Below are 26,787 nucleotides of genomic sequence, written 5' to 3'. Positions count from 1 at the left end.
CACCCCACGCATGACCCCCTGCAAGACCCCACGTAAGACCCCACGTACGCGAAGACCGAAAAGATCCGAAAGGCGGTGGGAGCTGTGCGGCTCTCACGAAGGGGCCTGCTGCGCGCCGGCCTGGCCGGTACGGCCGCCACGGCGCTGAGCGGCCTGGCGACCGGCTGCGGCGTTCCGACCGGCTCGACCGGACGCACCATGGTCCTGTGGTACTGGAGCGGCGGGCTGAGCCCGAAGGTCGTCCAGGACGCCAAGGCCCGCTACGACAGCGCGGTGAATCTGCAGGCCATCCAGATCGGCGGCTACTACCGCTCGAAGCTGATGACCACGATGACCGGACGCGCCCACATCCCGGACATCGCCGGGCTCAAGGGCGAGGACATGGCCTCGTATCTGCCCAACTCCGACCAGTTCGTGGACCTGCGCACGCTCGGTGCCGAGAAGCTCAAGGACCAGTACCTGCCCTGGAAGTGGGATCAGGGCATAGCCCCGGACGGTTCGATGGTGGGCTTCCCGATCGACTGCGGTCCGGTCGCGCACTACTACCAGCCCGCCGTCTTCCAGAAGGCCGGACTGGCGTACGAGCCCGCGGACGTCTCCAAGGAGCTGGCCACCTGGGACCAGTTCTTCGCGGCCGGCGAGCAGCTGAAGAAGCGCCTCCCCGGCACGTTCATCCTGACCGACGCGCTCAGCGTCTTCGGCATCTCGGTCAACCAGACGACGAAGCGGTTCGTCGACAAGGACCGGCACTTCATCGGCGACCAGGAGCATGTACGCACCGCCTGGGACCGTTCCGTCGAAGCCACCCGTCGCGGACTGGTCTCGAAGATCATCAACGGTACGGCCGACAACACCTCGGCCACCGAGCGGGGTCTGCTGCCCAGCCAGCTGAACGCCTCCTGGGCCGCCGGCGACATCAAGCTCAACGTGCCGAAGACCAAGGGCAAGTGGCGGGTGGCCGCGTGTCCGGGCGGTCCCTCGAACATCGGCGGCTCCTTCCTCGCGATCACCAAGGCGTGCCGGGAGCCCGAGAAGGCCTTCGAGATGATCACCTGGATGCTCGACGCGGGCAACCAGGCGCAGGGCTTCGTCGACTCGGTGCTCTTCCCCTCGACCCCGGCGTCCTACGCGATGAAGAAGCTGCGTGAACCCGACGCCTTCTTCGGCGACCAGGTCACCATGGACGTCTTCGGTCCGGCGGCGCAGAACATCCCGGTCGCCTTCAACAGCCCGTACGACATCGCGCTGAGCACCCCGATCAACGACGAGCTGCGGAACTTCTCCGTCCTCGGCAAGGACCCGGACAAGGCCTGGAGGGACGCCATGAGCAAGTGCCGGCGCATCGCGGACCACCTGGGGGTGAGTTACTGATGGCTACCGCACCCGTGGTCGACACGCCCCCCGCGGCCCTCGCCGAGACCACCGTCACCCACCCCAAGAAGGGCATTCTCAGCTACTGGCGGCTGTACGCCGCGATCTCCCCCTTCTATCTGCTGTTCCTCGCCTTCGGTCTGATCCCGGTCGGCTTCTCGCTCTATCTGTCGTTCCACCGCTGGGACGGCCTCGGCTCGATGGAGTTCGCGGGGCTCTCGCAGTACCGCTATCTGCTGTCGGACACCCAGTTCTGGACCTCGATCGGGAACACGATCATCATCTGGGCGCTGGCCACCTTCCCGATGATCTTCCTTGCGATGGTCACGGCCGTGATGCTCAACTCGGCCGTCCGCTTCAAGAACCTCTACCGGTTCGCCTACTTCCTGCCGAACGTCACCTCGATCGTCGCGGTCGCGATCATCTTCGGCTCGGTCTTCTCCACCAACTTCGGTCTGGCGAACGCCTTGCTCCAGGCGGTCGGCCTCGACCAGGTGGCCTGGCTGAACACACCGTGGGGCATCAAGGTCGCCATCGCCACGCTGATGACCTGGCAGTGGACCGGCTACAACGCGATCATCTTCCTCGCGGGGCTCCAGACGATCCCGGGCGAGCTGTACGAGGCGGCGCGGGTGGACGGCGCCGGGCCCATCCAGACCTTCTTCCGGATCACGCTGCCGCTGATGCGTCCGGTGCTGCTGTTCGTGCTCATCATCTCGACGGTCACGGGCCTGCAGACCTTCTCCGAACCGCAGGTGCTGCTGCAGACCACGGACAACAACTCGTCGTTCGCGGGCGGCCCCGGGCACTCGGGCCAGACGATGGTCCTCTACTTCTTCCAGCAGACCTTCGACAACAACGACTTCGGTTACGGCGCCGCCGTGGCCTGGGGCATCTTCCTCGTCGTCATCATCTTCTCGATCATCAACTGGCGCCTGGTGCAGCGCCGGGGCGAAGACTAGGGAGGCCCCACCATGGCAATCCTCAAGGGTTCATCGGCCTCCATGAAGGGGGCGGGGCGCACATCGACCATCAAGGGGTCACGGCGCCGGGGCATCGCCCTCCACCTCTCCCTGATCATCGGTCTGCTGCTCTCGGTCTTCCCGTTCTACTGGGCCGTGATCATGTCGACGCACTCGTCGACGGAGATCTTCTCCTACCCGCCGAAGCTGCTGCCCGGCTCGCACTTCCTCGAGAACGTCCGCCACCTCTTCGACAACGTCGACTTCTTCGGGTCGATGTTCAACTCGCTGCTGGTCGCGTGCTCGGTGACCGTCCTGGTCCTGTTCTTCGACTCGCTGGCCGCGTTCGTGTTCGCCAAGTTCCAGTTCCCGGGCCGCCGGGTGCTGTTCGCGCTGATGATGGTCATCTTCATGGTCCCTGCGCAGCTCCAGGCGATCCCCCAGTTCGTGATCATGGCGAAGCTGGGCTGGATCGGCTCCATGACCGCGCTGATCGTCCCGGCGGCGGCCAACGCGTTCGGCATCTTCTGGATGCGCCAGTACATGAAGAGCGCGATCCACGACGAGCTGATCGACGCCTCCAAGCTGGACGGGGCAGGCTTCCTGCGCCAGTACTGGCACGTGGCGCTCCCGGTGGTCCGGCCGGGCCTCGCCTTCCTCGGCATCTTCACCTTCATGGGCCAGTGGAACGACTACGCCTGGCCGCTGATCGCCCTCACCAACCCGGACAACGTGACCCTCCAGGTCGCGCTCTCCCAGCTGAACGGTGTCCACGGCACCACCGACTACGGAATGGTCATGACCGGCGCACTTCTCGCCCTCATCCCGCTGCTGATCGTCTTCGCGATCGGCGCCAAGCAGATCATCGCGGACCTCGGCAAGGGAGCCATCCGCTGATGCGGGACCCGCTGCTCGCGCTCCGCCCCTGGGAAGCACCTGAGGTGACCTCCTGGGGGCGGTTGCCCATGAACGCCGTCGACCGCCGGGCCGGTGCCCTGTCACTGGACGGCTCCTGGCGCTTCCAACTGCTGCCCACCCCCACCTCGGCCCCCGGTCTCGCCTGGTCCTCGCTCCAGGTGCCCGGTTCCTGGACCACCCAGGACACCGACGACCTTCCGCGGTACACCAACTTCCGGATGCCCTGGGGCGAGTTCCCGCCCGCCTCGCCGGACGCGAATCCGACGGGCGTGTACGAGCGTGCGGTGGACGTCCCCGCCGAGTGGGCCGGCCGCCGGATCGTGCTCCAGGTCGGCGCCGCCGAGAGCGTGCTGCTGGTCCATGTGGACGGGCGGCCCGTCGGCATGTCCAAGGACTCGCACCTCGCGGCCGAGTTCGACCTCTCCGACGTCGTACGCCCCGGACAGCGCGCCTCGCTGCGGCTCACCGTCGTCAAGTGGTCGGACGCCTCGCACCTCGAGGACCAGGACCAGTGGTGGCACGCGGGGATCACCCGCTCGGTGCTGCTGTACGCGACCGATCCGCTGCGGTTGGCCGACGTGACCGTACGGACGCGGTGCGACGGCGGCCTGCGGGTCGACTGCCAGGTGCGGGACGCCGGGGGCGCGCTGCCGGAGGGCTGGTACGTCACCGGGGAGCTGGACGGCCAGCTGCTCACCCAGGACGCCGAGTACGAGCGGTTCAAGGAGGAGGACGGCCGGGTCTCCGACTTCCTCGGCGAGGCCCGTCTCACCACGGTCGTCGCGGGCGTCCGCGCCTGGACCGCCGAGACGCCCGAGCTGTACGACCTGTCCGTACGGCTGCACCGCGCCGACGGCTCGGTCGCCGACACCTCGCACCACCGCGTGGGCTTCCGCGAGGTCGAGATCCGCGGCCGGGACCTGCTCCTCAACGGCGAGCGGGTCTACATCCGGGGCGTCAACCGGCACGACTTCCACCCGCTGACGGGGCGGACGGTGTCGCATGACGACATGCGCGCCGATCTGGTGACGCTCAAGCGCTTCGGCTTCAACGCGATCCGCACCGCCCACTACCCGAACGACCCGACCCTGCTCGACCTCGCGGACGAGCTGGGCTTCTACGTCGTGGACGAGGCGAACATCGAGGCGCACGACCACGCGCACGAGATCGCCGACGACCCCCGCTACCTCGGCGCCTTCGTGGACCGCGTCTCCCGTATGGTCCTGCGCGACAAGAACCACCCCTCGGTGATCATCTGGTCGCTGGGCAACGAGTCCGACTACGGCGCCAATCACGACGCCGCCGCCGGCTGGCTGCGCCGCCACGACCCGTCCCGGCCCCTCCAGTACGAGGGCGCGGCGAAGCTCGGCTGGGCCGACCCGAAGGTCGCCTCCGACATCGCCTGCCCCATGTACGCGCCGCTCGAGGACTGTGTCGCGCACGCCCTCTCCGGGGAGCAGACCAAGCCGCTCATCCAGTGCGAGTACTCGCACGCCATGGGTAACAGCAACGGCACGCTGGCCGACCACTGGGCCGCCATCGAGTCAACCCCAGGGCTTCAGGGCGGTTTCATCTGGGAGTTCTGGGACCACGGCATTCTTCAACGCGTGAACGACGGAAGACCGGCCGGGCGCGGTGGCGCCGGGCTGTATGACAACGGTGTCGCCGCGCCGGGCCACCGCTGGGCCTACGGCGGCGACTTCGGCGAGACGGTCCACGACGGTGCCTTCGTCGCCGACGGGGTCGTCTTCCCCGACCGCACGCCCAAGCCGGTGATGTACGAGCACCGGGAGATCGCGGCGCCGGTGCGCCTCGCGTACGTCGGGGGCGAGCTGCGGCTCACCAACCACCAGCACTTCCGGGACCTCGAGTGGCTGACCGCCGAGTGGGAGCTGTCCCTCGCGGAGGGCGGCACGTTGACGGCCGCGGCCGAGCTGCCCGACGTACGGGCGGGCGAATCGGTGGCCGTACCGATGCCGTTCACGCTGCCGGAGGACGGCGGCGAGGCCTGGCTGACGCTGCGGGTGACCACGGCGGACGAGGAGGCCTGGGCACCGCGCGGCACGGAGGTGTGTGTGCCGCAGGTGCGGCTCAGGGCGGCCACTCCCGTGGGCTCTGTCGCGACTGAGGACTCCTCTGTCGAGGTCGACGAGGACGGGCTGCTCGTCCATCCGCTGCTCACCGCGGCCCCCGTGCTGTCGCTGTGGCGGACACCGACCGACAACGACGAGCTCGGCGGCATGGCGGTGCGCTGGCGGGCCGGGGGGCTCGACGCGCTGGAGCGCAAGCTCGTGGACGTACGCCGCGAGGACGGGAGCGTCACCGTGGTCGCCGAGTACGCGACCCCGGCGGGCGCCGTACGTCACGAGCAGGTGTTCACCCGCGTCGAGGGCGGCGTGCGGATCGAGGAGACCGCGCAGTTGCCGGCCGCGCTCGACGACGTACCGCGGGTGGGCTCGGTCTTCGAGACGGTCGCCGGGCTCGATGTCCTGGAGTGGTACGGGCAGGGCCCCTGGGAGTCCTACCCGGACCGGAGCACCGGCGCGCCGGTGGGCCACCACTCCCTCCCCGTGGACGAGTTGTTCACCCCCTATCTGCGTCCGCAGGAGAGCGGCGGGCGGCACGGTGTACGCCGCTTCACGCTCTCGGCGCCGGACGCCACGGGCCTCGCGGTCGCGCTCGACGAACCGCGTCAGGTGACTGTGACCCGCTACCGGGCCGCGGATCTGGCGGCCGCCACCCATCACGACGAGCTGGTGCCGCGGCCCGGCTGCGTGGTGCACCTCGACGCCGCGCACCGGGGGGTCGGCACGGCCTCGTGCGGGCCCGACACCTCGGCCGACCATCTCGTCCCGGCCGGCACCCACCGCTGGTCCTGGACGCTGCGCGTGCTCTGACCCCGCACGCGGCGCGCCGCCCGTCCCACCGGCTCGACCCGCTCGACGTGACTCGACGTGACTCGACGCTCGACCTGACTCGAACTCCTCACCGACCCTTTCGCACCTTCATGGAGCAGACGTGTGTACTTCGCATGACCAGGCGACGGAGGCCGAGCAGGCCGGCGCCGGCAGACGCAACTTCCTGCGGGCCACGGCCCTGATCGGCGCGGCGGCCACCACCTCGGTCGCCCTGCCCGCGGTGACGGCACAGGCGGCGACGCGTGCGGCGAACTGGCGGCCCGACGCCGACAGCCGCCGCTTCACGCTCGCCGTCATGCCCGACACGCAGTACCTCTTCGACGGGCCGAGCATCAACCCCGCGCCGATCGAGGCCTCGCTGCGCTATCTCCTGGAGCACGGCAAGGACGAGAACATCGTCTTCCTCTCACACCTGGGCGACATCACGGAGAACGGCGGCCAGGCCGAATTCGCGGCCGCGGGCAAGGCGTTCGAGCTGCTCGACCGGCGCGGCGTCGGCTACAGCGTGCTCGCGGGCAACCACGACATCAGGTCGTCCACGAACGACCAGCGGGGCGCGACCCCCTACCTGGACGTCTTCGGCCCGCAGCGCTTCCGGAGCAAGCGCACCTTCGGCGGCGCCTCGCCGGACGGCTACAACACCTTCCACCTGTTCAGGGCGGCGGGCATGGAGTGGCTCGTCCTCGCGCTGGACTGGCGGCTGTCGGCGCAGGGCTACGCGTGGGCGAAGGACGTCATCGCCCAGCACCCCAAGACGCCGGTCATCCTCACCACGCACGAGCTGGTCGTGGGCGACGACACCCTGTCCTCGTACGGGCAGCAGCTCTGGGACCAGCTGATCCACGACCACGACCAGATCTTCCTGACCCTCAACGGGCACTACTGGCCCGCCGCCCGCGCCACCCGCACCAACGCGGCCGGGCACGACGTCCACCTTCACCTGACGAACTATCAGAACCGCTACTACGGCGGCGCGGCGATGATCCGCCTCTACCGCTTCGACCTCGACCGCAACACCATCGACGTCGAGACCATCTCGCCGTGGATCCTGGGCCGGGCGGCCAAGGGTCTCAACGAGCTGGAGCGGCAGGAGATCGAACTCAGCGGTGACGCCGACCGGTTCTCGGTCGCCGTCGACTTCGAGGACCGCTTCGCGGGCTTCGCGCCGGTGCCCGCCCGCTCGGCGCGCCCGGTGTCCGAGATGCTGGTCCGGGGCACACTCGCGTACTGGCGCTTCGACGGGCACGCGGACGGTACGGCGGCCGAGGGCACGGTGCGCGACCGGTCCGGGCACGGCAACGACCTGACCGTGGTCGAGGTCGGCGACAGCGCCCTCACCTGGTCCTCGGCCCACCACCCCGACCAGCCGGGTCACGGCAGCCTCTTCTTCCAGGGCGGCAAGCCCCCGCTGAAGGGCGCGTATCTGCGCACGGTCGACGGGGCGCCCCTCAACTCGGCGACCTTCAAGCGCGGTTACACCATCGAGGCCTTCTACCAGCTCCCCGCCGACTGGGACGCCTCGCACAACGCCTGGGCCTCGCTGATCAGCCGTACCGGCACGGGCGGTGGCGCGGGCAAGACCGCCGACGACCCGGACGAGCCGCTCGCCACGCTCTCCCTCTCCGACGGGCCCGGCCCGCAGTGGGCCGTCCGGCCGCTCAACCAGCAGGGCATCGTCACCAACTGGGGCGACGAGACGGCCCGCGAGCAGTGGTGGCACGTCGCCGTCGTCAACGACGGCTCGCACACCACGATGTACGTCCAGGGCTGCCCGGTTGCCCGCAACCCGCACACCGTCGCGGTCGGTCTCACCTCGCTCGGGCTGCCCTGGCTGCTCGGCGGCTACGAGTACGCGGGCAGGATCGACCAGATCCTGCACGGACGGCTCGGCGACGTACGGATCGTCGAACGGGCGCTGTCCGTCTCGCAGTTCATGAACCACTGAGCCGTCTCGGCCACCGGTGACCCGAAGACCTTCCGACTCCCCGAGGGAGAAGTTCCGCATGTCCGAGCAGCAACTGCCCGCCTGGGCCGATCCATCCGTGTCCCCCACCGCGCTGGACCCGCAGGGCGTGTCACGGCGCGGGCTGCTGCGCAGCGCCGGCCTGTTCGGGGCGGCCTTCGCGGTGGGCTCGCTCGCCACCCCCGCGGCGGCCGGCTCCCGGCGCCTCGGCGGCGACGACCCGCGCCTCGCCTATCTCGTCGGTGACCACCACGTCCACTCCGTGTACAGCCACGACGCGAAGTACACGTTCTCCCAGCTCGCCCAGGCGAGCGCCAAGTACGGCCTCGACTGGATGGTCTTCAACGAGCACTCCAACTTCGGGCACGCCAACTACGGCGCCCAGTTGGAGCACCAGGAGATCCTGAAGGCGCGCGCCGCGAACCCGCGTCAGCTGATCTTCCAGGGTCTGGAGTGGTACATACCGGGCGCCGAACACGCCACGGTCTTCCCGGCGCCCGGCCGGCACGAGGTGGATCTGCTCACGAAGTTCGAACTCGCCTACGACGGCAAGCTGCTGGGCTACACGGCGGGCTCGCCGACCAGCCCCGACACGGCCCGCAACGAGGCCCACGCGGTCAAGGCCATCAAGTGGCTCGCGGAGCAGCGCCGAACCGGTTACGTCGACGATGTGCTCGTCCTCGCCAACCACCCCACGCGCCTGGGCATCGACTCCCCGCACGAGATGCGGAACTGGCGGGACGCGGCGCCCGAGATCATGATCGGCATGGAGGGCGCGCCCGGCGCCCAGGGCGGCGGCATCCCGGGCTGGGTCGGCTCGGGCCAGCAGCGCGGCGAGTACACCAACAAGCCGTCCGCGGACTCCTTCGCCGGGTACCCGGAGAACGCGTACGTGCTGTACGGCGGCTTCGACTGGATGACGGCGACCGTCGGCGGCATGTGGGACGCGATGCTCGCCGAGGGCAGGCTGTTCACCATCACCACCAACTCCGACGTGCACCGCGTCGTCTTCGACACCTGGAAGAACGGCGACTGGGCGCCCGGGCAGAACTTCGACAACACCGGGCACGTTCCCGACCCGGTGAACACCGACTCCCAGCAGCCGGGCGGCGACTTCTGGCCCGGCCAGTTCAGCCGCACCCACGTGGGCGTGACCCGCTACGGCTACCGCGCCGTGATGGCGGGCCTGCGCGCGGGCCGCGTCTGGCTCGACCACGGGCATCTGCTCGACGGGCTCGACGTCCGCGTGAAGCGGGACTGCGACCACGGTCCGGGTGTCACCATGGGTGGCCGGATCCGCGTCCGCAAGGGCGAGAAGCTCACGCTGTCGGTCACCGTGACGACCGCCTCGCGCGCCAACCCGCATGGGATCCTGCCGGAGTTGGCGCACGTCGACGTGATCCGTGGCGCGGTGCGCGGCCCGGCCGGTGACCGCGACGACTGGCGCGCGCCTGACACCAAGGTCGTCCGCACGGTGGACGTGAGCGGCCGCAAGGGCACGTACACCCTGCGCATCCCGCTGGTCGCCGGCGACGAGTCCTTCTACGTCCGGCTGCGCGGCAGCGACGGCAACCGCAACGGTACGGGCTACCTGGGCGCCTCGATCGACCCGCACGGCCCGATTCCGCACGTGCCCGGAAACGGTGACCCGTGGGTCGACACGTGGTTCTACGCGAACCCCGTGTTCGTCGACGTGGTGGGCGGCCGGTAGGGAGAACGGCCGCCCGACGTGAACCGTCAGGCGTAGAAGCGCGACAGGCTCTGGAGGACGGCGGCGGGCTTCCCGCCGCCGTCGATCTCTATCGTCCCGTCGACGGCGATCTGCACCCCGCCCGGCACATCCTCGACCGAGGCGAGCCTCGCGACCAGTCGGATGCGCGAGCCGACCTTCACCGGGGCGGGGAAACGCACCTTGTTCAGACCGTAGTTGACCTTCGTCGACACGCCCTCGACCTCCAGCAGCCCGGTGAAGAGCGGGATGAAGAGGGAAAGGGTCAGATAGCCGTGCGCGATGGGCGCGCCGAAGGGGCCCTCGGCCGCCTTCTGCGGGTCGACGTGGATCCACTGGTGGTCGCCGGTGGCGTCGGCGAAGGTGTCGATCCGCTCCTGGGTGACCTCGATCCACTCGCTGGTGCCGAGGTCGCCGCCGGCGAGCTTCTTGAGCTCGTCGAGACCGTTCACGGTGATGCTCATGTGCACTTCCTTGCTTACGAGTCGGTGGTGCCGTACCGCGTACGGACCCGGGCCTTGAGGAGCTTTCCGGAAGCGGTGCGCGGGAGTTCGTCCACGACGACCACCGACTTCGGGATCTTGTACTTGGCGAGGCGTCCGGCGAGCGAGGCGAGGACCTCGTCCGGGTCGAGCTCGACGCCCTCGCGGGGGACGACGACCGCGCGCGGCACCTCGCCCCACTTGTCGTCGGCGACTCCGATGACGGCGCACTCGACGATGCCGGGGTGGCCGAGGAGCAGGTCCTCGATCTCGGCGGGGTAGATGTTCTCGCCGCCCGAGATGATCATGTCCTTGATGCGGTCGACGACGAAGACGTAGCCGTCCTCGTCGACCCGGGCGGCGTCCCCGCTGCGGAACCAGCCGTCGGCGAACACCGCGGCCGTCTCGTCGGGCAGCCCCCAGTAGCCGGGCATGACGTGCGGCCCGCGGACGACCACCTCGCCCGTCTCCCCGATGTCGACCGGCGTGAGGTCGGGCCGTACGACCCGGACATCGCTGAAGAAGTGCGGCACGCCCGCCGAGCCCGCCTTGCCGACCGCGTGTTCCGCGTCCAGGAAGAGGGTGCCGGGCGAGGCCTCGGTCATGCCGTAGCCCTGCAGGAAGGTGAGCCCGCGCTCCTGGTAGGCGGCGATGAGCGGGGTCGGTACGGGTGAGCCGCCGCAGGTCAGGATGCGCAACGAGGACAGGTCGGCGTCGGCCCACCGGGGATGCCGGGCCACCTGGTCGAACATGGTCGGCACCCCGAACATGAAGGTGATCCGGTGCCGTTCGATCAGGTTGAGGGTGGCCGCCGGGTCGAAGGACTCGACCAGGACACAGGTGCCGCCCTTGAGCAGCACCGGCAGGGTCAGCATGTTCAGCCCTGCCGTGTGGAACAACGGGGCCGAGACCAGGGCGCGTTCGTCGGCGATCAGGTCGTGGTCGACCAGGACGTTGACCGCGTTCCAGGTCAGATTGCCGTGGGTGAGCATCGCGCCCTTGGGGCGGCCCGTCGTGCCCGAGGTGTACATGATGATGCACATGTCCTCGGCGGTGACGGGCTGGTCGATCGGCTCCTCGGCGGCTTCGTCGATCAACTCCTCGTACCAGGAGCCGACTTCGACGAACGTCCGCACGTCCGCGTTGCCCGGCAGCCCCGCGACGAGTCCGGCCAGCGAGGGCGCGTACACGAGGGCCTTGGCGCCCGAGTCGCTGAGCTGGTAAGCGATCTCGGGTCCGGCGAGGCGGGGGTTGAGCGGCACGAAGACCGCGCCGAGCGTGCCCGCCGCGAAGAGGGTTTCGAGGTAGGAGGGGTGGTTGGGGCCGAGATAGGCGATGCGATCGCCGCGGCGCAGGCCCAGCGCGCGCAGTGCGTGGGCGAGACGGGTGGTGCGGGCGTACAGCTCGGCATAACTGACGGTGGTGTCGCCGTGGATCAGGGCGGTGCGGTGCGGGGTCTTGCGGGCCCGGCGTGCGGGCCACGACCCCAGTCCCTCATTGCGCATCTGTGGCCCCCTACGGTGTCAGCCCGAGCAGCCGGGCGGCGTTCTCCTTGAGGATCTTCGGCTTGACCTCGTCCTTGATCGTCAGCTTGTCGAAGTCGGCGAGCCAGCGGTCGGGGGTGAGGACGGGGTAGTCGGAGCCGAAGAGCACCTTGTCCTTGAGCAGCGTGTTGGCGTACTGCACGAGTTGCGGCGGGAAGTACTTGGGCGACCAGCCGGACAGGTCGATGTGCACACCCGGCTTGTGGGTGGCTACGGCCAGCGCCTCGTCCTGCCAGGGGAAGGAGGGGTGCGCCAGGATGATCTTGAGGTGCGGGAAGTCGGCGGCCACGTCGTCCACGTGCAGGGGGTTGGAGTACTTCAGCCGGATGCCGCCGCCTCCCGGAACCCCGGCCCCGATCCCCGTCTGCCCGGTGTGGAAGAGGGCGATGGTGCCGGTCTCCTCGATCACCTCGTACAGCTCGTACGCCACCGTCCTGTCGTTGGGGAAGAAGCCCTGGATGCTGGGGTGGAACTTGAAGCCCTTGACCCCGTACTCCTCGACGAGCCGGCGGGCCTGCTTGACGCCCGCCCTGCCGCGGAAGGGGTCGATGGAGGCGAAGGGGATCAGCACGTCCGGATGCGCGGCGGCGGCCTCGGCGACCTCCTCGTTCGGGACGGGCGCGGTGCCGGTGGCGGACTCGGCGTCCACCGTGAAGATCACGGCGGCCATCTTCCGCTCGCGGTAGTAGGCGGCCGTCTCCTCCAGGGTGGGCTTCCGCTTGCCCTCGACCTTGAAGTAGGCGCTGGAGGCTTCGTGCAGATCGTCGTCGAGGGAGGCGTGGCCCTTCGAGGACACCTCCGCGTGGGTGTGGACGTCGATCGCGACGATTTCGTTCAGGTCCATCACGCCTCCGGAAGCTTCGGCGCCGGGATCCCGACGGTCTGCGGCTCGGCGCCGACCGACGTGGCCCAGGCGTCGGCCAGGGTGTCGGGGGTCCAGCCGCCGTCCGCGTACGCCGCCCTGACCTCCTGCGGGTGCGACCAGAGTGCCACCTTGTCACCGCCGATGCCGATGGCCTGACCGGTGACACCGCGGGCGGCGTCGGAGGCGAGGAACGGGACGAGGGCGGCGCAGTCCTCGGGGGTGCCGAAGCCCTCGCCCTTGCGGAGGAAGTCGGGCAGCGGCTCGCCGTTCCTCATGGCCTCGACGTACGGGGCGAACGCGGGGATGGTCTCGGTCATCGCGGTGGCGGCGACCGGCACGATCGCGTTGACGGTGATGCCCGCGCGGCCCAGCTCCATCGACCAGGTACGGGCCATGGCGGCGATGCCCGCCTTCGCGGCGGCGTAGTTCGTCTGACCGAAGTTCCCGCGCTGCCCGGCCGGCGAGCCGACCAGGATCAGCGAGCCGCCCTCGCCCTGCTCGCGCATGCGCACGGCGGCGGCGCGGGCGCAGGTGAAGGTGCCCTTCAGATGCGTGGTGATCACCGCGTCGAAGTCCTCGTCGGTCATCTTCCACAGCACCTTGTCGCGCAGGATGCCCGCGTTGGTGACCAGGATGTCGAGCCGTCCGAACTCCCGCACCGCACGGGCGACGAGACGGTCGGCCGCCTCGGTGGTGCCGACCGGGACCACCTCGGCCACGGCCTTGCCGCCCGCGGCGGTGATGGACTTCACGGCCTGCTCGGCCACGGCCTCGTCGATGTCGTTGACGACCACGCGGGCGCCGACGGCCGCCAGGGCGTGTGCGTAGGCCAGGCCCAGGCCACGGCCGCTGCCGGTGACGACGGCCACCTTGCCGGTGAGATCGATGCTGGGCACGAGGGGTCCCTTCGACGCTGAGGGTCCAGAGCGCGGCGTGCTGCCGAGCTGCGGTTACGAGATCGAAGCTAAGGACAATAATTGTTGACGTCAATAGTTGTTGCCGACTCATCCGTGCGGCATGCTGTGCGGAGTACGGCGTGATGCTGTACGCAGTACGGCGTGCCGTACCCGGCACGAAGGAACCGCCCCGCCCGGGGCCCGGCCCAGGGAGCCCGTCATCGCAGGCCAGCAGCACGCCACCAGCCCGGCCACCGGCCCCGTCCCCATCGACGCCCAGGAGCCGTGGATGCGCGGACTGCACGCCGACACCGGCTATCTGCTGTACCGGCTGGGCCTTCGCTCGGGGCAGCTGTTCAACACCTTCCTCCAGGAGTCGGGACTGCGGCTGCGCCACTACGCGCTGCTGCGCTTCCTGGCCACCTCCGAGGGCGCGCTCCAGCGGGAGCTGAGCTCGCGGCTCGGCTACGACCCGAGCGCGATCGTCGGACTCGTCGACGACCTGGAGAAGCTCGGTTTCGCCGAGCGCCGCCCGTCGCCGGACGACCGCCGCAGCCGGATCGTCGTCCTCACGGACGGCGGCCGGGCGTTCCTGCGCGACACGGACGAGGCGGGCCTGCGCGTCACCAACGACCTGCTCCAGCCGCTCGCCCCCGCCGAGCGGGACACCCTGCACACGCTCCTGCAACGGGTCGCGGAAGCCGAATTGGACTCATGACCACGCTGTCCGCGCCCGACCGTCTGCTCGCCGTGCTCGGCGCCTTCGACCACCAGCACCCGGCGCTCTCCCTGACGGGAATCAGCCGCCGGGCCGGACTGACCCTCACCACCGCGCACCGGCTGGTCGGCGCCCTCACCGACTGGGGCGCGCTGGAACGGGACGCGGACGGCGTCTACCACGTGGGCCTGCGCCTCTGGGAGGTCGCGGCCCTCGCGCCCCGTGGCCTCGCCCTCCGCCAGATCGCGCTGCCGTACCTGGAGGACCTGTACGAGGCCACGCACGAGAATGTGCAGATGGCGGTCCGCGACGGCGCCGAGGTCGTGTACATCGAGTGGATCTCCGGACGCTCCGCGGTCGGTGTACGCATCCAGGTGGGCGCCCGCTGGCCACTGCACGCGACGGGTGTGGGCCTCGCGCTGCTGGCCCACGGTGACTCGGCGTTCCAAGAGGCCTACTGCTCAGAGCCGTTGGCCGCGTTCACCCCGCACACCCTCACCGACGGGGCCCGCCTGCGCCGCGCTCTCGCCGAGGTCCGCCGCACCGGCGTGGCGGTGAGCAGCCGCCAGGTCACCGACGACGCCCTGTCGGTCGCCGCTGCGGTGCGCGGCGCGGGCGGCGCGGTGGTCGCGGCGGTCTCCGTCGTGGTCCCCGAACACGACGCCCAGGTACCGGCGTTGATTCCGGCGGTACGGCTGGCGGCGCGGGGGATCTCCCGCGCCCTGGGGTGGCAGCCGCAGGCCCGGCCCGAGCCGGGCACCTGAGGCGCCCCGGAGCGCATTGCCGTACGCCGTTCCTTCAGGCCGGTTCTCAGGTCCTCTTCACGTAAATCTCAGGCGGCTTCACGTAAATCTCAGGCGGCGGCCCCGGGTTCCAAAGAATCACCCCAGGAAGGCGGCGCAGGATGCACCAGCAGTCGTGGTGGTCATCCAGGAAGGGCGTGCCGTGGGCTTCGCGAAGAATTCGAACCGGTCCGAGCGGTGGACGGTGAACCGGTCCGAGCGGCAGGTCTGGTCGCGGCGCGGGGTGCTGGCCGCCCTCGGCGCCGTGCCGGCCGTGGGCATCCTCGCGGGCTGCAGCGGCTCGGCGGACGCCTCGGAGGGAACGGACGCGAAGGCGGGCGCGAGCACGAAAGCCGAGGTCAAGACCCCGACCGTGACCGTCACCCCGGCCGACGGCACGAAGAAGGCCGGTTTCACCAGCCCGGTCGAGGTCACCGTCAGCGACGGCACGCTCGCGAGCGTCGAGGTCAACGGAAACGACGGCTCCACCCTGGCCGGATCCTTCAATGACGCCCGTACGAAATGGACGTCCACGAAAAACCCTTACTCGGGCACCAAATACACGGTCACGGCCACGCCGAAGGGCGCCGCCGCGCGGAGCGCGAGCTTCGTCACGAAGCAGCCCTCGGACACGTTCGTGGGCTATTTCACGCCCGAGGCGAATTCGACCTCCGGTGTCGGTATGCCCGTCTCGATCAACTTCACCGAGGCCGTGAAGGACCGGGCCGCCGTGGAAAAGGCGATCACGGTGACGGCGGAGCCCGCGGTCGAGGTGGTCGGCCACTGGTTCAGCGACACACGGCTCGACTTCCGGCCCGAGGAGTACTGGGCCGCGGGCACGAAGATCACGCTGAGCCTGCGCCTGAAGGACGTCGAGGGCACGACCGGCGTCTACGGCACCCAGTCCAAGGACGTCACCTTCCACATCGGCCGCCGTCAGATCAGCACGGTCGACCTGGCGAAGAAGACCATGACCGTCGAGCGCGACGGCTCGACCCTCGCCTCCTACCCGGTGAGCGGCGGCGACGCCGACCACACCACCTGGTCCGGGGTCATGGTGATCAGCGAGCGGTTCAAGCAGACCCGGATGGAGTCCTCGAGCGTCGGGCTCGGCGATGAGTACGACATCTCGGACGTCCCGCACGCCCAGCGCCTGACCACCTCCGGCACCTTCATCCACGGCAACTACTGGGCCTCGACCTCGGTCTTCGGCTCCACCAACACCAGCCACGGCTGCGTCGGTCTGCACGACGCCAAGGGCGCGAACGACAGCTCCGTACCGGGCTACAAGTTCTACGCCAGTTCGATGCTCGGCGATGTCGTCGTCGTCAAGAACTCGGGCGAGAAGACCGTCGAGGCGTCCAACGGCCTCAACGGCTGGAACCTGTCCTGGTCCGACTGGAAGACGGGCAGCGCCCTCTAGGCACAGCCTCGCCCGTCCAGCTTCAATGCCTGAACTCCCGCACAGGGAAAGGAGTTTCTCGGCTTTACCTCTTGACGCTCGGAGTGACAGAGAGCACATTGGCCGCGCACCTTGCTTGAGAGCGCTCTCAGCAGCACCCGCGCACCCCCACTCCGTACCGAAGAGGCATTCATGAGTGAACCCTCCGGCACACCTGTCAGACGCGGCCCCCTACGGCGCATCGTTCTGGCCGCGGTCGGCACACTGACTCTGGCCGTGGCCGCGGTCCTCCCCGCGAACGCGTCCGCGCCCACTCCCCCGACCGGCTGGTCCCAGGTCTTCGTCGACGACTTCAACGGGGCGGCCGGCTCCGGCGTCAACACCTCCAACTGGCAGTACGACACCGGCACCAGTTACCCGGGCGGCGCCGCCAACTGGGGCACCGGCGAGGTCGAGACGATGACCTCCAGCACCAACAACGTGGCGCTCGACGGCAGCGGCAACCTGCTGATCACCCCGCGCCGGGACGCCTCCGGCAACTGGACCTCGGGCCGTATCGAGACCACCCGCACCGACTTCCAGCCGCCCGCGGGCGGCAAACTCCGCGTCGAGGCGCGCCTCCAGATGCCGAACGTGACCGGCGCCGCCGCCAAGGGCTACTGGCCGGCCTTCTGGACGCTGGGCGCCCCCTACCGGGGCAACTACCAGAACTGGCCGAGCGTCGGCGAGCTGGACATCATGGAGAACGTCCAGGGCCTCAACACCGAGTGGGCCACCATGCACTGCGGCACCAACCCGGGCGGCCCGTGCAACGAGACCAGCGGCATCGGCGGCAACACCCCGTGCGCCGGCACCACATGTCAGGCCGGCTTCCACACGTACGCCATGGAGTGGGACCGCTCGACGAGCCCCGAGGAGATCCGCTTCTACCTCGACGGCGTCAACTTCCACACGGTCAAGGCGAACCAGGTCGACGCGACCACCTGGGCGAACGCCACCAACCACGGCTACTTCGTCATCCTGAACGTGGCGATGGGCGGCGGCTTCCCCGACGCGTTCGGCGGCGGTCCCGACAGCGGCACCGAGCCCGGCCACCCGCTGGTCGTGGACTACGTCCAGGTGCTGCAGGCCAGTGGGAGCGGTACCACACCGCCTCCGACCGGCAACCGTGACGCCTACAGCGCCATCCAGGCCGAGTCGTACGACAGCCAGTCGGGCACCAGCACCGAGACCACCACGGACACGGGCGGCGGCCAGGACATCGGCTCGCTGGCCGGCGGCGACTGGGCGCTCTACAAGGGCGTCAACTTCGGCTCCACGGCTGCCACGCAGTTCTACGGGCGGGTCGCGAGCGGTGCGGCGAGCGGGGTCAGCGGTCTGGTCGAGGTGCGCCTCGACAGCCGTACGAGCACCCCCATCGGCAGTTTCGCGGTGGGCAACACCGGCGGCTGGCAGAGCTGGCGGACGGTTCCGGCCAACATCACCGGCGTCACCGGCACCCATGACGTCTATCTGACCTTCACCAGCGGCCAGTCGGCCGACTTCGTGAACGTCAACTGGTTCGACTTCGGCCGATGACGAGGAGGTTCCTCGACGAGCGGCACGAGGAGTGACGGGGCGGGCCCGCGGGCCCGCCCCGTTTTCTTGGGCGCGGTCTCAGCTCTTCTTCGGGACGGACTCAGCGCAGCTCCGCCCGGAACACCACGGGACTCGTGCCCGTGTGCTGGTGGAAGAACTTGGAGAAGTTCGCCGAGTCGGGGAAGCCCACGGCGACGCCGATGCGGCCGATGGGCATCTCCGTGTGGGCCAGCAGCCGCTTGGCCTCCAGGATCACCCGCTTGTCGATGAATCCCTTCGGGGTCTCACCGGTGGCCGCGCGCACCGCGCGGACCAGGGTGCGGCGGGAGTAGCCGAGGGCGTCGGCGTACGCGCTGACGCTGTGGTTGGTGGCGAAGTCCTTCTCGACCGCGTCCCGGAAGCGCGTGAAGGTGGTGTCGCTCTGCTCGCGGGCCGCTTCGGCGGAGCTGGCCGCGAGATGGGCGAGGCGCAGCAGGAACGCGGTGAGGGAGTGCCGCAGCACCGAGGTGTGCAGGCTGAGCGGCAGCGTGGTGGTGTCGACGTACTCGCGTTCCAGCTGGGTGAGCGAGTGCTCCAGGGCGGTCAGCTGGGCGGCGCCGGGGCGCAGCAGCGGCGGCTGGTCGTAGCGGTAGAGGCCGGTCGCCTCGACGGTCGCGCGCGGCAGGAAGCCGGGCTGCATGATCAGGACGGTGCCGCGGTAGCGGTCGGTGCGGGAGAAGCGGTGCACCTGACCGGGTCGGATCCACAGGATGTCGCCCGGGGACGCCTCGTACTCGGCGAAGTCGATCATGTGTCTGACCGGGCCCTCGTGGAAGAGCATCACGACGTGGAAGTCGATGCGGTGCACGCGTTCCAGCGGGGCGTCCGCGTGCCAGACGCGCCCGCTCCCCATCGCGCCGACCTGCATACCGACGCCGGACAGGCTCAGATCGACCGGGAAGGGGAAGGTCCTGATCCCGTCCCGGAGCCCGCCTTCGCCCCCTGCACCGCCTTGGGTGGTTCTGTCTGTCATGTCCCTCTCGCGTCGGCTCGCTGCAGCACTCCGTGTCCCACTTTCACCGAAGGCTGACACACGGGCACCTTCCCCGGCAAAAGTCAGACTTTTAGTTTTGAAGGCGTTCCACCAGCGATTCCCGATCCAGTGAGGACTTCTTGAAGATGAGTACGCAGAGCCCCGACGGCTTCGAATGGACCGAGCTGGACCGCCGGGCCGTCGACACGGCCCGCGTCCTGGCCGCTGACGCCGTTCAGAAGGTCGGAAACGGCCACCCGGGCACGGCGATGAGCCTGGCCCCGGCCGCGTACACGATCTTTCAGAAGGTGATGCGACACGACCCCGCCGACCCGGAGTGGACCGGCCGCGACCGGTTCGTCCTGTCCCCCGGTCACACCTCGCTGACCCTTTACACGCAGCTCTTCCTCTCCGGCTACGAACTCGGGCTGGACGACCTGAAGGCGTTCCGCACGCACGGTTCGAAGACGCCGGGTCACCCCGAGTACGGGCACACCGCGGGCGTGGAGACCACCACCGGTCCGCTGGGGCAGGGTGTCGCGAACGCGGTGGGCATGGCGATGGCCGCCCGCTACGAGCGCGGCCTGTTCGACCCCGAGACGCCGGAGGGCGAGTCGCCCTTCGACCACACCATCTGGGGCATCGTCTCGGACGGCGACCTGGAGGAGGGCATCTCCGCCGAGGCCTCCTCCCTGGCGGGCCACCAGAAGCTGGGCAACCTGGTCTTCGTCTACGACGACAACCACATCTCCATCGAGGGCGACACCGCCACCGCCTTCTCCGAGGACGTGCTGAAGCGCTACGAGGCCTACGGCTGGCATGTGCAGCGCATCGAGCCCTCGGCCGACGGCGACATCGACGTCCGCGCGCTGTACACGGCGCTGAAGGCGGCGCAGGCCGAGACCGGACGGCCCTCGATCATCGCGATGCGCACGATCATCGCCTGGCCCGCGCCGAACGCCCGGAACACCGAGGCCTCGCACGGCTCCGCGCTGGGCGCGGACGAGGTCGCCGCCACCAAGCGGCTGCTGGGCTTCGACGCGGAGAAGTCCTTCGAAGTCGTGGGCGAGGTCCTCGCCCACGCCCGCCAGGCCCTGGACCGGGGTGCCGAGGCGCACGCCGCCTGGGACAAGCGGATCGCCGAGTGGCGCACCGCGCAGCCCGAGCGGGCCAGGCTGTTCGACCGGGTCGTCGCCGGCCAGCTTCCCGAGGGCTGGCAGGACAAGCTCCCCGCGTTCGAGGCGGGCACGTCCGTCGCCACCCGCGCCGCCTCCGGCAAGGTCCTGCAGTCGCTCGGCTCGGTGATCCCCGAACTGTGGGGCGGCTCCGCCGACCTGGCCGGCTCGAACAACACCACCATCGACAAGACGTCCTCCTTCCTGCCGAAGGGCAACCCGCTGCCGGAGGCCGACCCGTACGGCCGTACCGTCCACTTCGGCATCCGCGAGCACTCCATGGCCGCGGAGATGAACGGCATCGCGCTGCACGGCAACACCCGCATCTACGGCGGTACCTTCCTGGTCTTCTCCGACTACATGCGCAACGCCGTGCGCCTGTCCGCGTTGATGCAGCTCCCCGTCACGTACGTGTGGACGCACGACTCCATCGGGCTCGGCGAGGACGGCCCGACCCACCAGCCGGTCGAACACCTGGCCTCGCTGCGCGCCATCCCGGGCCTGAACATCGTCCGCCCGGCCGACGCCAACGAGACCGCGATCGCCTGGGCCGAGATCCTCAAGCGGCACGCCACCCACCCCACCCCGCACGGCCTGGCCCTGACCCGCCAGGGCGTACCCACCTACGAGGCCAACTCCGAGGCCGCCAAGGGCGGTTACGTGCTGCGTGACTCCTCGACCGAGACGCCCGACCTGGTCCTGATCGCCACCGGCTCCGAGGTGCACCTCGCCGTCGAGGCGCGTGAGCTGCTGGAGGCCGAGGGGATCGGCACCCGGGTCGTGTCGATGCCGTCCGTGGAGTGGTTCGAGGAGCAGCCGCGCGAGTACCGCGACCGTGTTCTGCCCCCGTCCGTGAAGGCCCGCGTGGCGGTCGAGGCGGGCATCGGCCTGACCTGGTACCGCTACGTCGGTGACCACGGACGCATTGTCTCCCTCGAGCACTTCGGTGCCTCCGCCGACGCCAAGACCCTGTTCGCCGAGTTCGGTTTCACCGCCGAGAACGTCGCCGCCGCCGCCCGGGAATCCCTGACCGCCGCCCGCGGTTGATCCGATCGCACGAAGGAAGATGATCACTGTGACCGAAGCAACCGCGACCGCGGTAACCCTGAAGCGCCTCTCCGACGAAGGCGTCTCCATCTGGCTGGACGACCTCTCCCGGGGGCGCATCGCCTCCGGCAACCTCGCCGAACTCGTAGCGACCAGGCACGTGGTGGGCGTCACCACCAACCCCTCCATCTTCCAAACCGCCATCGGCTCCGGTGAAGGGTACGAGGAGCAGCTCGGCGACCTGGCCGAGCGCGGCGTGACGGTCGACGAGGCCGTCCGGATGATGACGACGGCCGACGTCCGTGCCGCCGCCGACATCCTGCGCCCGGTCCACGACGCGACCGCCGGCCGTGACGGCCGTGTCTCCATCGAGGTCGACCCGCGCCTCGCCCACAACACCGGGGCGACCGTCGCCGAGGCCAAGCAGCTCTCCTGGCTGGTCGACCGCCCGAACGTGATGATCAAGATCCCGGCGACGAAGGCCGGCCTCCCGGCGATCACCGAGGTCATCGGCCTCGGCATCAGCGTCAACGTCACGCTGATCTTCTCCCTGGAGCGCTACCGCGAGGTGATGGACGCCTACCTGGCGGGCCTGGAGAAGGCCAAGGCGGCGGGCATCGACCTCGCCACCATCCACTCCGTCGCCTCCTTCTTCGTCTCCCGCGTCGACAGCGAGATCGACAAGCGGCTGACGAAGGTCGGGACCGACGAGGCCCTCGCCCTCAAGGGCAGGGCGGCGCTCGCCAACGCGCGGCTCGCCTACGAGGCGTACGAAGAGGTGTTCGCCTCCGCCCGCTGGACCGCGCTCGCCCCGGCCGGCGCCAACAAGCAGCGCCCGCTGTGGGCCTCGACGGGCGTCAAGGACCCCTCGTACAAGGACACGCTGTACGTCGACGAGCTGGTCGCGCCGGGCACGGTCAACACCATGCCGGAGGCGACGCTCAACGCCACGGCCGACCACGGTGACATCCACGGCGACGCGGTGACCGGCGGCTACGCCCAGGCGCGCGCCGACCTGGCCGCCGTGGAAGAGCTCGGGATCTCCTACGACGAGGTGGTCGACCAGCTGGAGGACGAGGGCGTCTCGAAGTTCGAGGCGGCCTGGGGTGACCTGCTCGACGCGGTTGCGACCTCGCTGAGCAGCAAGGGAGTTGAAGGGGAATGACCAAGCTTGAAGCGCTTCCCGACGGTGCCCCGCAGGATGCGGCCACCACGCCGGAGGGATCTGGTGACACGACCGTGGAACCGGACGGTGTGAAGCCGGTCGAGGTGAAGGCCGTCGAGGTGAAGGCCGAGGCCAAGAGCAACGGCCCCGTTCCGGTGACGGAATGGGAGAACCCGCTCCGTGACCCCCGTGACCGCCGCCTCCCCCGTATCGCGGGCCCCTCGGGCCTCGTCATCTTCGGTGTCACCGGCGACCTGTCCCGCAAGAAGCTGATGCCGGCCGTCTACGACCTCGCCAACCGCGGTCTGCTGCCGCCGGGCTTCTCGCTCGTCGGGTTCGCCCGCCGCGACTGGGAGGACGAGGACTTCGCGCAGATCGTGCACGACTCGGTGAAGGAACACGCGCGCACCCCGTTCCGGGAGGAGGTCTGGCAGCAGCTCGCCGAAGGCATGCGGTTCATCCCGGGCACCTTCGACGACGACACGGCGTTCAAGCAGCTGCGCTCCGCCATCGAGGAGCTGGACGCGGCCCGGGGCACCAGCGGCAACTACGCGTTCTACCTCTCCGTGCCCCCGAAGTTCTTCCCGAAGGTCGTCCAGCAGCTCAAGAAGCACGGGCTCGCGAGCCCGCCGGAGGGTTCCTGGCGGCGCGCGGTCATCGAGAAGCCGTTCGGCCACGACCTCGAGAGCGCGCGCGAGCTGAACGCGCTCGTGCACGACGTGTTCGACCCGGAGCAGGTCTTCCGCATCGACCACTACCTCGGCAAGGAGACCGTCCAGAACATCCTGGCGCTCCGCTTCGCCAACCAGATGTACGAGCCGATCTGGAACCGGTCGTACGTCGACCACGTGCAGATCACCATGGCCGAGGACATCGGCATCGGCGGCCGGGCCGGCTACTACGACGGCATCGGTTCGGCCCGTGACGTGATCCAGAACCACCTGCTCCAGCTGATGGCGCTGACCGCCATGGAGGAGCCGATCGCCTTCGACGCCGAGTCGCTGCTGACCGAGAAGCTCAAGGTCCTCAAGTCGGTGAAGCTGCCGGAGAACCTGGGCGAGCACACCGTGCGCGGCCAGTACGCGGCGGCCTGGCAGGGCGGCGAGAAGGTGCGCGGCTATCTGCAGGAGGAGGGCATCGACCCCAAGTCGACGACCGACACCTACGCGGCCGTCAAGCTGGAGGTCGACAACCGCCGCTGGGCGGGCGTCCCCTTCTACCTGCGCACCGGCAAGCGCCTCGGCCGGCGGGTGACGGAGATCGCGGTGGTCTTCCAGCGCGCCCCGCACTCCCCGTTCGACTCGACCGCCACCGAGGAGCTCGGCCAGAACGCGATCGTGATCCGCGTCCAGCCCGACGAGGGCATGACGGTGCGCTTCGGATCGAAGGTCCCGGGTACGTCGATGGAGATCCGGGACGTCACGATGGACTTCGCCTACGGCGAGTCGTTCACCGAGTCCAGCCCGGAGGCGTACGAACGGCTGATTCTGGATGTCCTGCTCGGCGACGCCAATCTCTTCCCCCGTCATCAGGAGGTGGAAGAGTCCTGGAAGGTCCTCGACCCGATCGAGGAGTACTGGGAGACCCATGGCAAGCCCGCGCAGTACCCCTCGGGCAGCTGGGGTCCGAAGGAAGCCGACGAGATGCTCGCACGAGACGGACGGAGCTGGCGCAGGCCATGAAGATCGACCTGACCGACACCACGGCAAGCAAGATCAACAAGGCGCTCGTGCAGGGGCGCCGCGCCATCGGCACCCCCGCCGTGGGCATGGTCCTGACGATGGTCATCGTCACCGACGAAGAGAACGCGTACGACTCGATCAAGGCCGCCGAGGAGGCCTCACGCGAGCACCCCTCACGCACCCTGGTCGTCATCAAGCGACACGCCCGCACCCCGCGCGACCGCACCAACTCGCGCCTCGACGCCGAGGTCCGGGTGGGCGCCGACTCCGGTGCCGGCGAGACCGTCGTACTGCGAACCTACGGCGAGGTGTCCGACCACGCCGACTCCGTGGTCCTGCCGCTGCTGCTGCCGGACGCGCCCGTCGTCGTCTGGTGGCCGGTGGACGCCCCCAAGGTGCCCGCCAAGGACCCGCTGGGCGCCCTCGCGCAGCGCAGGATCACCGACATGTACGCCGTCGAAGCGCCCCTCACGGCCCTGGAGGCCCGCGTCAACTCCTACGCGCCGGGCGACACCGACCTGGCATGGACCCGGCTGACGCCCTGGCGCTCGATGCTGGCCGCCGCGCTCGACCAGGCCCGTACGAAGGTGATCTCGGCCGCCGTCGAGAGCGAGGCCGACAACCCGAGCGCCGAGCTGCTCGCCCGCTGGCTGGGCGCCCGGCTCGAAGTGCCGGTCGAGCGGGTCGTCACCGCCGGCCCGGTGGTGACCGCGGTGCGGCTCGGCACGGCGAACGGCGAGATCGTGATCGACCGGCCCGAGGGACCGCTGGCCACGCTGTCGCTGCCCGGGCAGCCCTCCCGCACCCTCGCACTGAAGGTGCGCAGCACTTCCGAGCTGATCGCCGAGGAGCTGCGCCGCCTCGACGCGGACGAGATGTACGCCGTCGCCCTGCGGGGCGAGAGCGGCACCAAGGAGACCCCCCGTCATGTCTGACTCCCCCAAACTCACGCGGCGTCCGGAGTGGGTGGCCCTGGAGGACCACCGCGCGGACGGTCTGCTCCACCCGCGGCTGCGTGAGCTGTTCGCCGCCGACCCCGCCCGCGCCGAGCGCTATGTCGTACGGGTCGGCGATCTGCGGATCGACTACTCCAAGCACCTGATCACGGACGAGACCCTCGCCCTCCTCCAGGAACTGGCCACCGCCACGGACGTGTTCGGACTGCGGGACGCGATGTTCCGCGGCGAGAGGATCAACGTCACCGAGGACAGGGCGGTGCTGCACACCGCCCTGCGGGCCCCGCGGAACGCGGTGATCGAGGTCGACGGGGAGAACGTCGTACCTGGCGTGCACGCCGTGCTCGACAAGATGGCCGACTTCGCCGAGCGGGTCCGCGCCGGCGAGTGGACCGGTCACACCGGCAAGCGCATCAAGAACGTCGTGAACATCGGTATCGGCGGCTCCGACCTCGGTCCGGCGATGGCGTACGAGGCGCTGCGGGCCTTCACCGACCGCTCGCTGACCGTGCGGTTCGTGTCGAACGTGGACGGCGCCGATCTGCACGAGGCCGTCCGCGACCTCGACCCGGCCGAGACGCTGTTCATCATCGCCTCGAAGACGTTCACCACGATCGAGACGATCACCAACGCCACCTCGGCACGGACCTGGCTGCTCGCCGCGCTGGAGGGCGACGAGAAGGCCGTCGCCAAGCACTTCGTGGCGCTGTCGACGAACGCCGGGAAGGTGTCGGACTTCGGCATCGACACGGCCAACATGTTCGGGTTCTGGGACTGGGTCGGCGGACGCTACTCCTTCGACTCGGCGATCGGCCTGTCGTTGATGATCGCGATCGGCCCGGACCGGTTCCGGGAGCTGCTCGACGGGTTCAGGCTCGTCGACGAGCACTTCCGTACGGCTCCCGCCGAGGCCAACGCGCCTTTGCTGCTCGGCCTGTTGGGCGTCTGGTACGGCAACTTCTTCGACGCCCAGTCGCACGCCGTACTGCCGTACTCGCACTACCTGTCCAAGTTCACCGCCTACCTGCAGCAGTTGGACATGGAGTCCAACGGCAAGTCGGTGGACCGCGACGGCGACCCGGTGGAATGGCAGACCGGTCCGGTGGTGTGGGGGACGCCCGGCACCAACGGGCAGCACGCCTACTACCAGCTCATCCACCAGGGCACGAAGCTGATCCCGGCCGACTTCATCGGCTTCGCCAACCCGGTCGACGAGCTGGAGCCCGAACTCGCCGCCCAGCACGACCTGTTGATGGCGAACTTCTTCGCGCAGACCCAGGCCCTCGCCTTCGGCAAGACGCCCGACGAGGTGCGCGCCGAGGGCGTGCCCGAGGAACTGGTCCCGCACAAGACGTTCAAGGGCAACCACCCGACGACGACGATCCTCGCGAGCGAGCTGACGCCGTCGGTCCTCGGCCAGCTCATCGCCCTCTACGAGCACAAGGTGTTCGTCCAGGGCGCGATCTGGAACATCGACTCCTTCGACCAGTGGGGCGTCGAACTCGGCAAGGTCCTCGCCAAGCGCGTCGAACCCGCGCTCACCGAAGGCGCCGACGTGCCCGGCCTCGACCCCTCCACCGCCGCCCTCGTGGCCGCGTACCGCACCCTCCGAAAGAAGTGAC

Annotated in this window: 20 protein-coding genes; 15 read left to right on the top strand and 5 right to left on the bottom strand. The window is 69.6% G+C overall.

What is annotated here, in order from left to right; genetic code table 11:
• Positions 1-84 precede the first annotated feature (84 nt).
• The 6 genes from ACZ7M3_RS33205 to ACZ7M3_RS33180 all read left to right on the top strand — a co-directional run bounded on the left by ACZ7M3_RS33205 (position 85) and on the right by ACZ7M3_RS33180 (position 9,843).
• Positions 85-1,371: an ABC transporter substrate-binding protein gene (locus ACZ7M3_RS33205; RefSeq protein ID WP_472068088.1), complete on the top strand. Its 1,287-nt coding sequence runs from the start codon at positions 85-87 to the stop codon at positions 1,369-1,371.
• On the top strand, positions 1,371-2,333 hold the full coding sequence (locus tag ACZ7M3_RS33200) for a carbohydrate ABC transporter permease (RefSeq protein ID WP_472068086.1): 963 nt from the start codon (positions 1,371-1,373) through the stop codon (positions 2,331-2,333). Before ACZ7M3_RS33205 ends, ACZ7M3_RS33200 begins: the two co-directional genes overlap by 1 nt.
• 12 nt (positions 2,334-2,345) lie before the next feature.
• A complete protein-coding gene (locus ACZ7M3_RS33195; RefSeq protein WP_257016459.1) occupies positions 2,346-3,230 on the top strand; it encodes a carbohydrate ABC transporter permease in 885 nt (294 codons plus the stop codon).
• Entirely contained in the window at positions 3,230-6,148 is a 2,919-nt protein-coding gene (locus ACZ7M3_RS33190; protein WP_472068084.1) for a glycoside hydrolase family 2 TIM barrel-domain containing protein, read from the top strand. The genes ACZ7M3_RS33195 and ACZ7M3_RS33190 overlap by 1 nt, the downstream gene beginning before the upstream one ends.
• A gap of 121 nt (positions 6,149-6,269) precedes the next feature.
• Positions 6,270-8,114: a LamG-like jellyroll fold domain-containing protein gene (locus ACZ7M3_RS33185; RefSeq protein WP_472068082.1), complete on the top strand. Its 1,845-nt coding sequence runs from the start codon at positions 6,270-6,272 to the stop codon at positions 8,112-8,114.
• A 58-nt stretch (positions 8,115-8,172) separates the two neighbouring features.
• Positions 8,173-9,843, top strand: a complete 1,671-nt coding sequence (locus ACZ7M3_RS33180; protein WP_472068080.1) for a PHP domain-containing protein — start codon at positions 8,173-8,175, stop codon at positions 9,841-9,843.
• Positions 9,844-9,869: 26 nt separating this feature from the next.
• Here the strand turns inward: ACZ7M3_RS33180 and ACZ7M3_RS33175 are convergent, their stop codons facing one another.
• Genes ACZ7M3_RS33175 through ACZ7M3_RS33160 form a run of 4 tightly spaced genes read right to left on the bottom strand, consistent with a single transcriptional unit; the run spans position 9,870 to position 13,648 of the window.
• On the bottom strand, positions 9,870-10,325 hold the full coding sequence (locus ACZ7M3_RS33175; RefSeq protein ID WP_472068078.1) for a MaoC family dehydratase: 456 nt from the start codon (positions 10,323-10,325) through the stop codon (positions 9,870-9,872).
• Between the two features lie 14 nt (positions 10,326-10,339).
• Complete coding sequence (gene menE, locus ACZ7M3_RS33170; RefSeq protein ID WP_472068076.1) at positions 10,340-11,848, bottom strand: o-succinylbenzoate--CoA ligase; 1,509 nt, start codon at positions 11,846-11,848, stop codon at positions 10,340-10,342.
• 10 nt (positions 11,849-11,858) lie between these two features.
• Positions 11,859-12,731 carry an amidohydrolase family protein gene (locus ACZ7M3_RS33165; protein ID WP_472068074.1) on the bottom strand — a complete coding sequence of 291 codons (873 nt, stop codon included), beginning with the start codon at positions 12,729-12,731 and terminating at the stop codon, positions 11,859-11,861.
• Entirely contained in the window at positions 12,731-13,648 is a 918-nt protein-coding gene (locus tag ACZ7M3_RS33160; protein WP_388526498.1) for an SDR family NAD(P)-dependent oxidoreductase, read from the bottom strand. Before ACZ7M3_RS33160 ends, ACZ7M3_RS33165 begins: the two co-directional genes overlap by 1 nt.
• A 289-nt stretch (positions 13,649-13,937) precedes the next feature.
• Between ACZ7M3_RS33160 and ACZ7M3_RS33155 the strand changes: the two genes are divergently transcribed.
• From ACZ7M3_RS33155 to ACZ7M3_RS33140, 4 genes are all read left to right on the top strand, one after another.
• Positions 13,938-14,366 carry a MarR family winged helix-turn-helix transcriptional regulator gene (locus ACZ7M3_RS33155; protein ID WP_472068072.1) on the top strand — a complete coding sequence of 143 codons (429 nt, stop codon included), beginning with the start codon at positions 13,938-13,940 and terminating at the stop codon, positions 14,364-14,366.
• Complete coding sequence (locus tag ACZ7M3_RS33150) at positions 14,363-15,130, top strand: IclR family transcriptional regulator (RefSeq protein WP_472068070.1); 768 nt, start codon at positions 14,363-14,365, stop codon at positions 15,128-15,130. Before ACZ7M3_RS33155 ends, ACZ7M3_RS33150 begins: the two co-directional genes overlap by 4 nt.
• Positions 15,131-15,353: 223 nt before the next feature.
• Positions 15,354-16,571, top strand: coding sequence for a L,D-transpeptidase (locus ACZ7M3_RS33145; RefSeq protein WP_472068232.1), 1,218 nt, complete (start codon positions 15,354-15,356; stop codon positions 16,569-16,571).
• A gap of 171 nt (positions 16,572-16,742) precedes the next feature.
• Positions 16,743-18,128 (top strand): glycoside hydrolase family 16 protein, encoded by a 1,386-nt coding sequence (locus ACZ7M3_RS33140; RefSeq protein WP_472068068.1) that lies wholly within the window; start codon positions 16,743-16,745, stop codon positions 18,126-18,128.
• A 100-nt stretch (positions 18,129-18,228) separates the two neighbouring features.
• Here the strand turns inward: ACZ7M3_RS33140 and ACZ7M3_RS33135 are convergent, their stop codons facing one another.
• On the bottom strand, positions 18,229-19,140 hold the full coding sequence (locus ACZ7M3_RS33135) for a helix-turn-helix transcriptional regulator (protein WP_472068066.1): 912 nt from the start codon (positions 19,138-19,140) through the stop codon (positions 18,229-18,231).
• A gap of 146 nt (positions 19,141-19,286) precedes the next feature.
• Here ACZ7M3_RS33135 and tkt point away from each other — a divergent pair, with 146 nt between their 5' ends.
• Genes tkt through pgi form a run of 5 tightly spaced genes read left to right on the top strand, consistent with a single transcriptional unit; the run spans position 19,287 to position 26,786 of the window.
• Positions 19,287-21,362 carry a transketolase gene (tkt, locus tag ACZ7M3_RS33130; RefSeq protein WP_472068064.1) on the top strand — a complete coding sequence of 692 codons (2,076 nt, stop codon included), beginning with the start codon at positions 19,287-19,289 and terminating at the stop codon, positions 21,360-21,362.
• 19 nt (positions 21,363-21,381) lie between these two features.
• Positions 21,382-22,527 carry a transaldolase gene (gene tal, locus ACZ7M3_RS33125; protein WP_472068062.1) on the top strand — a complete coding sequence of 382 codons (1,146 nt, stop codon included), beginning with the start codon at positions 21,382-21,384 and terminating at the stop codon, positions 22,525-22,527.
• The gene (gene zwf, locus ACZ7M3_RS33120) at positions 22,524-24,209 is read left to right on the top strand and encodes a glucose-6-phosphate dehydrogenase (protein WP_472068060.1); all 1,686 of its coding nucleotides are present in this window, start codon (positions 22,524-22,526) and stop codon (positions 24,207-24,209) included. The genes tal and zwf overlap by 4 nt, the downstream gene beginning before the upstream one ends.
• Positions 24,206-25,144 carry a glucose-6-phosphate dehydrogenase assembly protein OpcA gene (gene opcA, locus ACZ7M3_RS33115; protein WP_095851461.1) on the top strand — a complete coding sequence of 313 codons (939 nt, stop codon included), beginning with the start codon at positions 24,206-24,208 and terminating at the stop codon, positions 25,142-25,144. Before zwf ends, opcA begins: the two co-directional genes overlap by 4 nt.
• Positions 25,137-26,786 carry a glucose-6-phosphate isomerase gene (gene pgi, locus ACZ7M3_RS33110; RefSeq protein ID WP_472068058.1) on the top strand — a complete coding sequence of 550 codons (1,650 nt, stop codon included), beginning with the start codon at positions 25,137-25,139 and terminating at the stop codon, positions 26,784-26,786. The genes opcA and pgi overlap by 8 nt, the downstream gene beginning before the upstream one ends.
• The last annotated feature ends 1 nt before the right edge of the window (position 26,787 follow it).

Source organism: Streptomyces sp. NPDC111656, from assembly GCF_055656965.1.
This window is presented reverse-complemented; position numbering and strand designations above follow the sequence as displayed.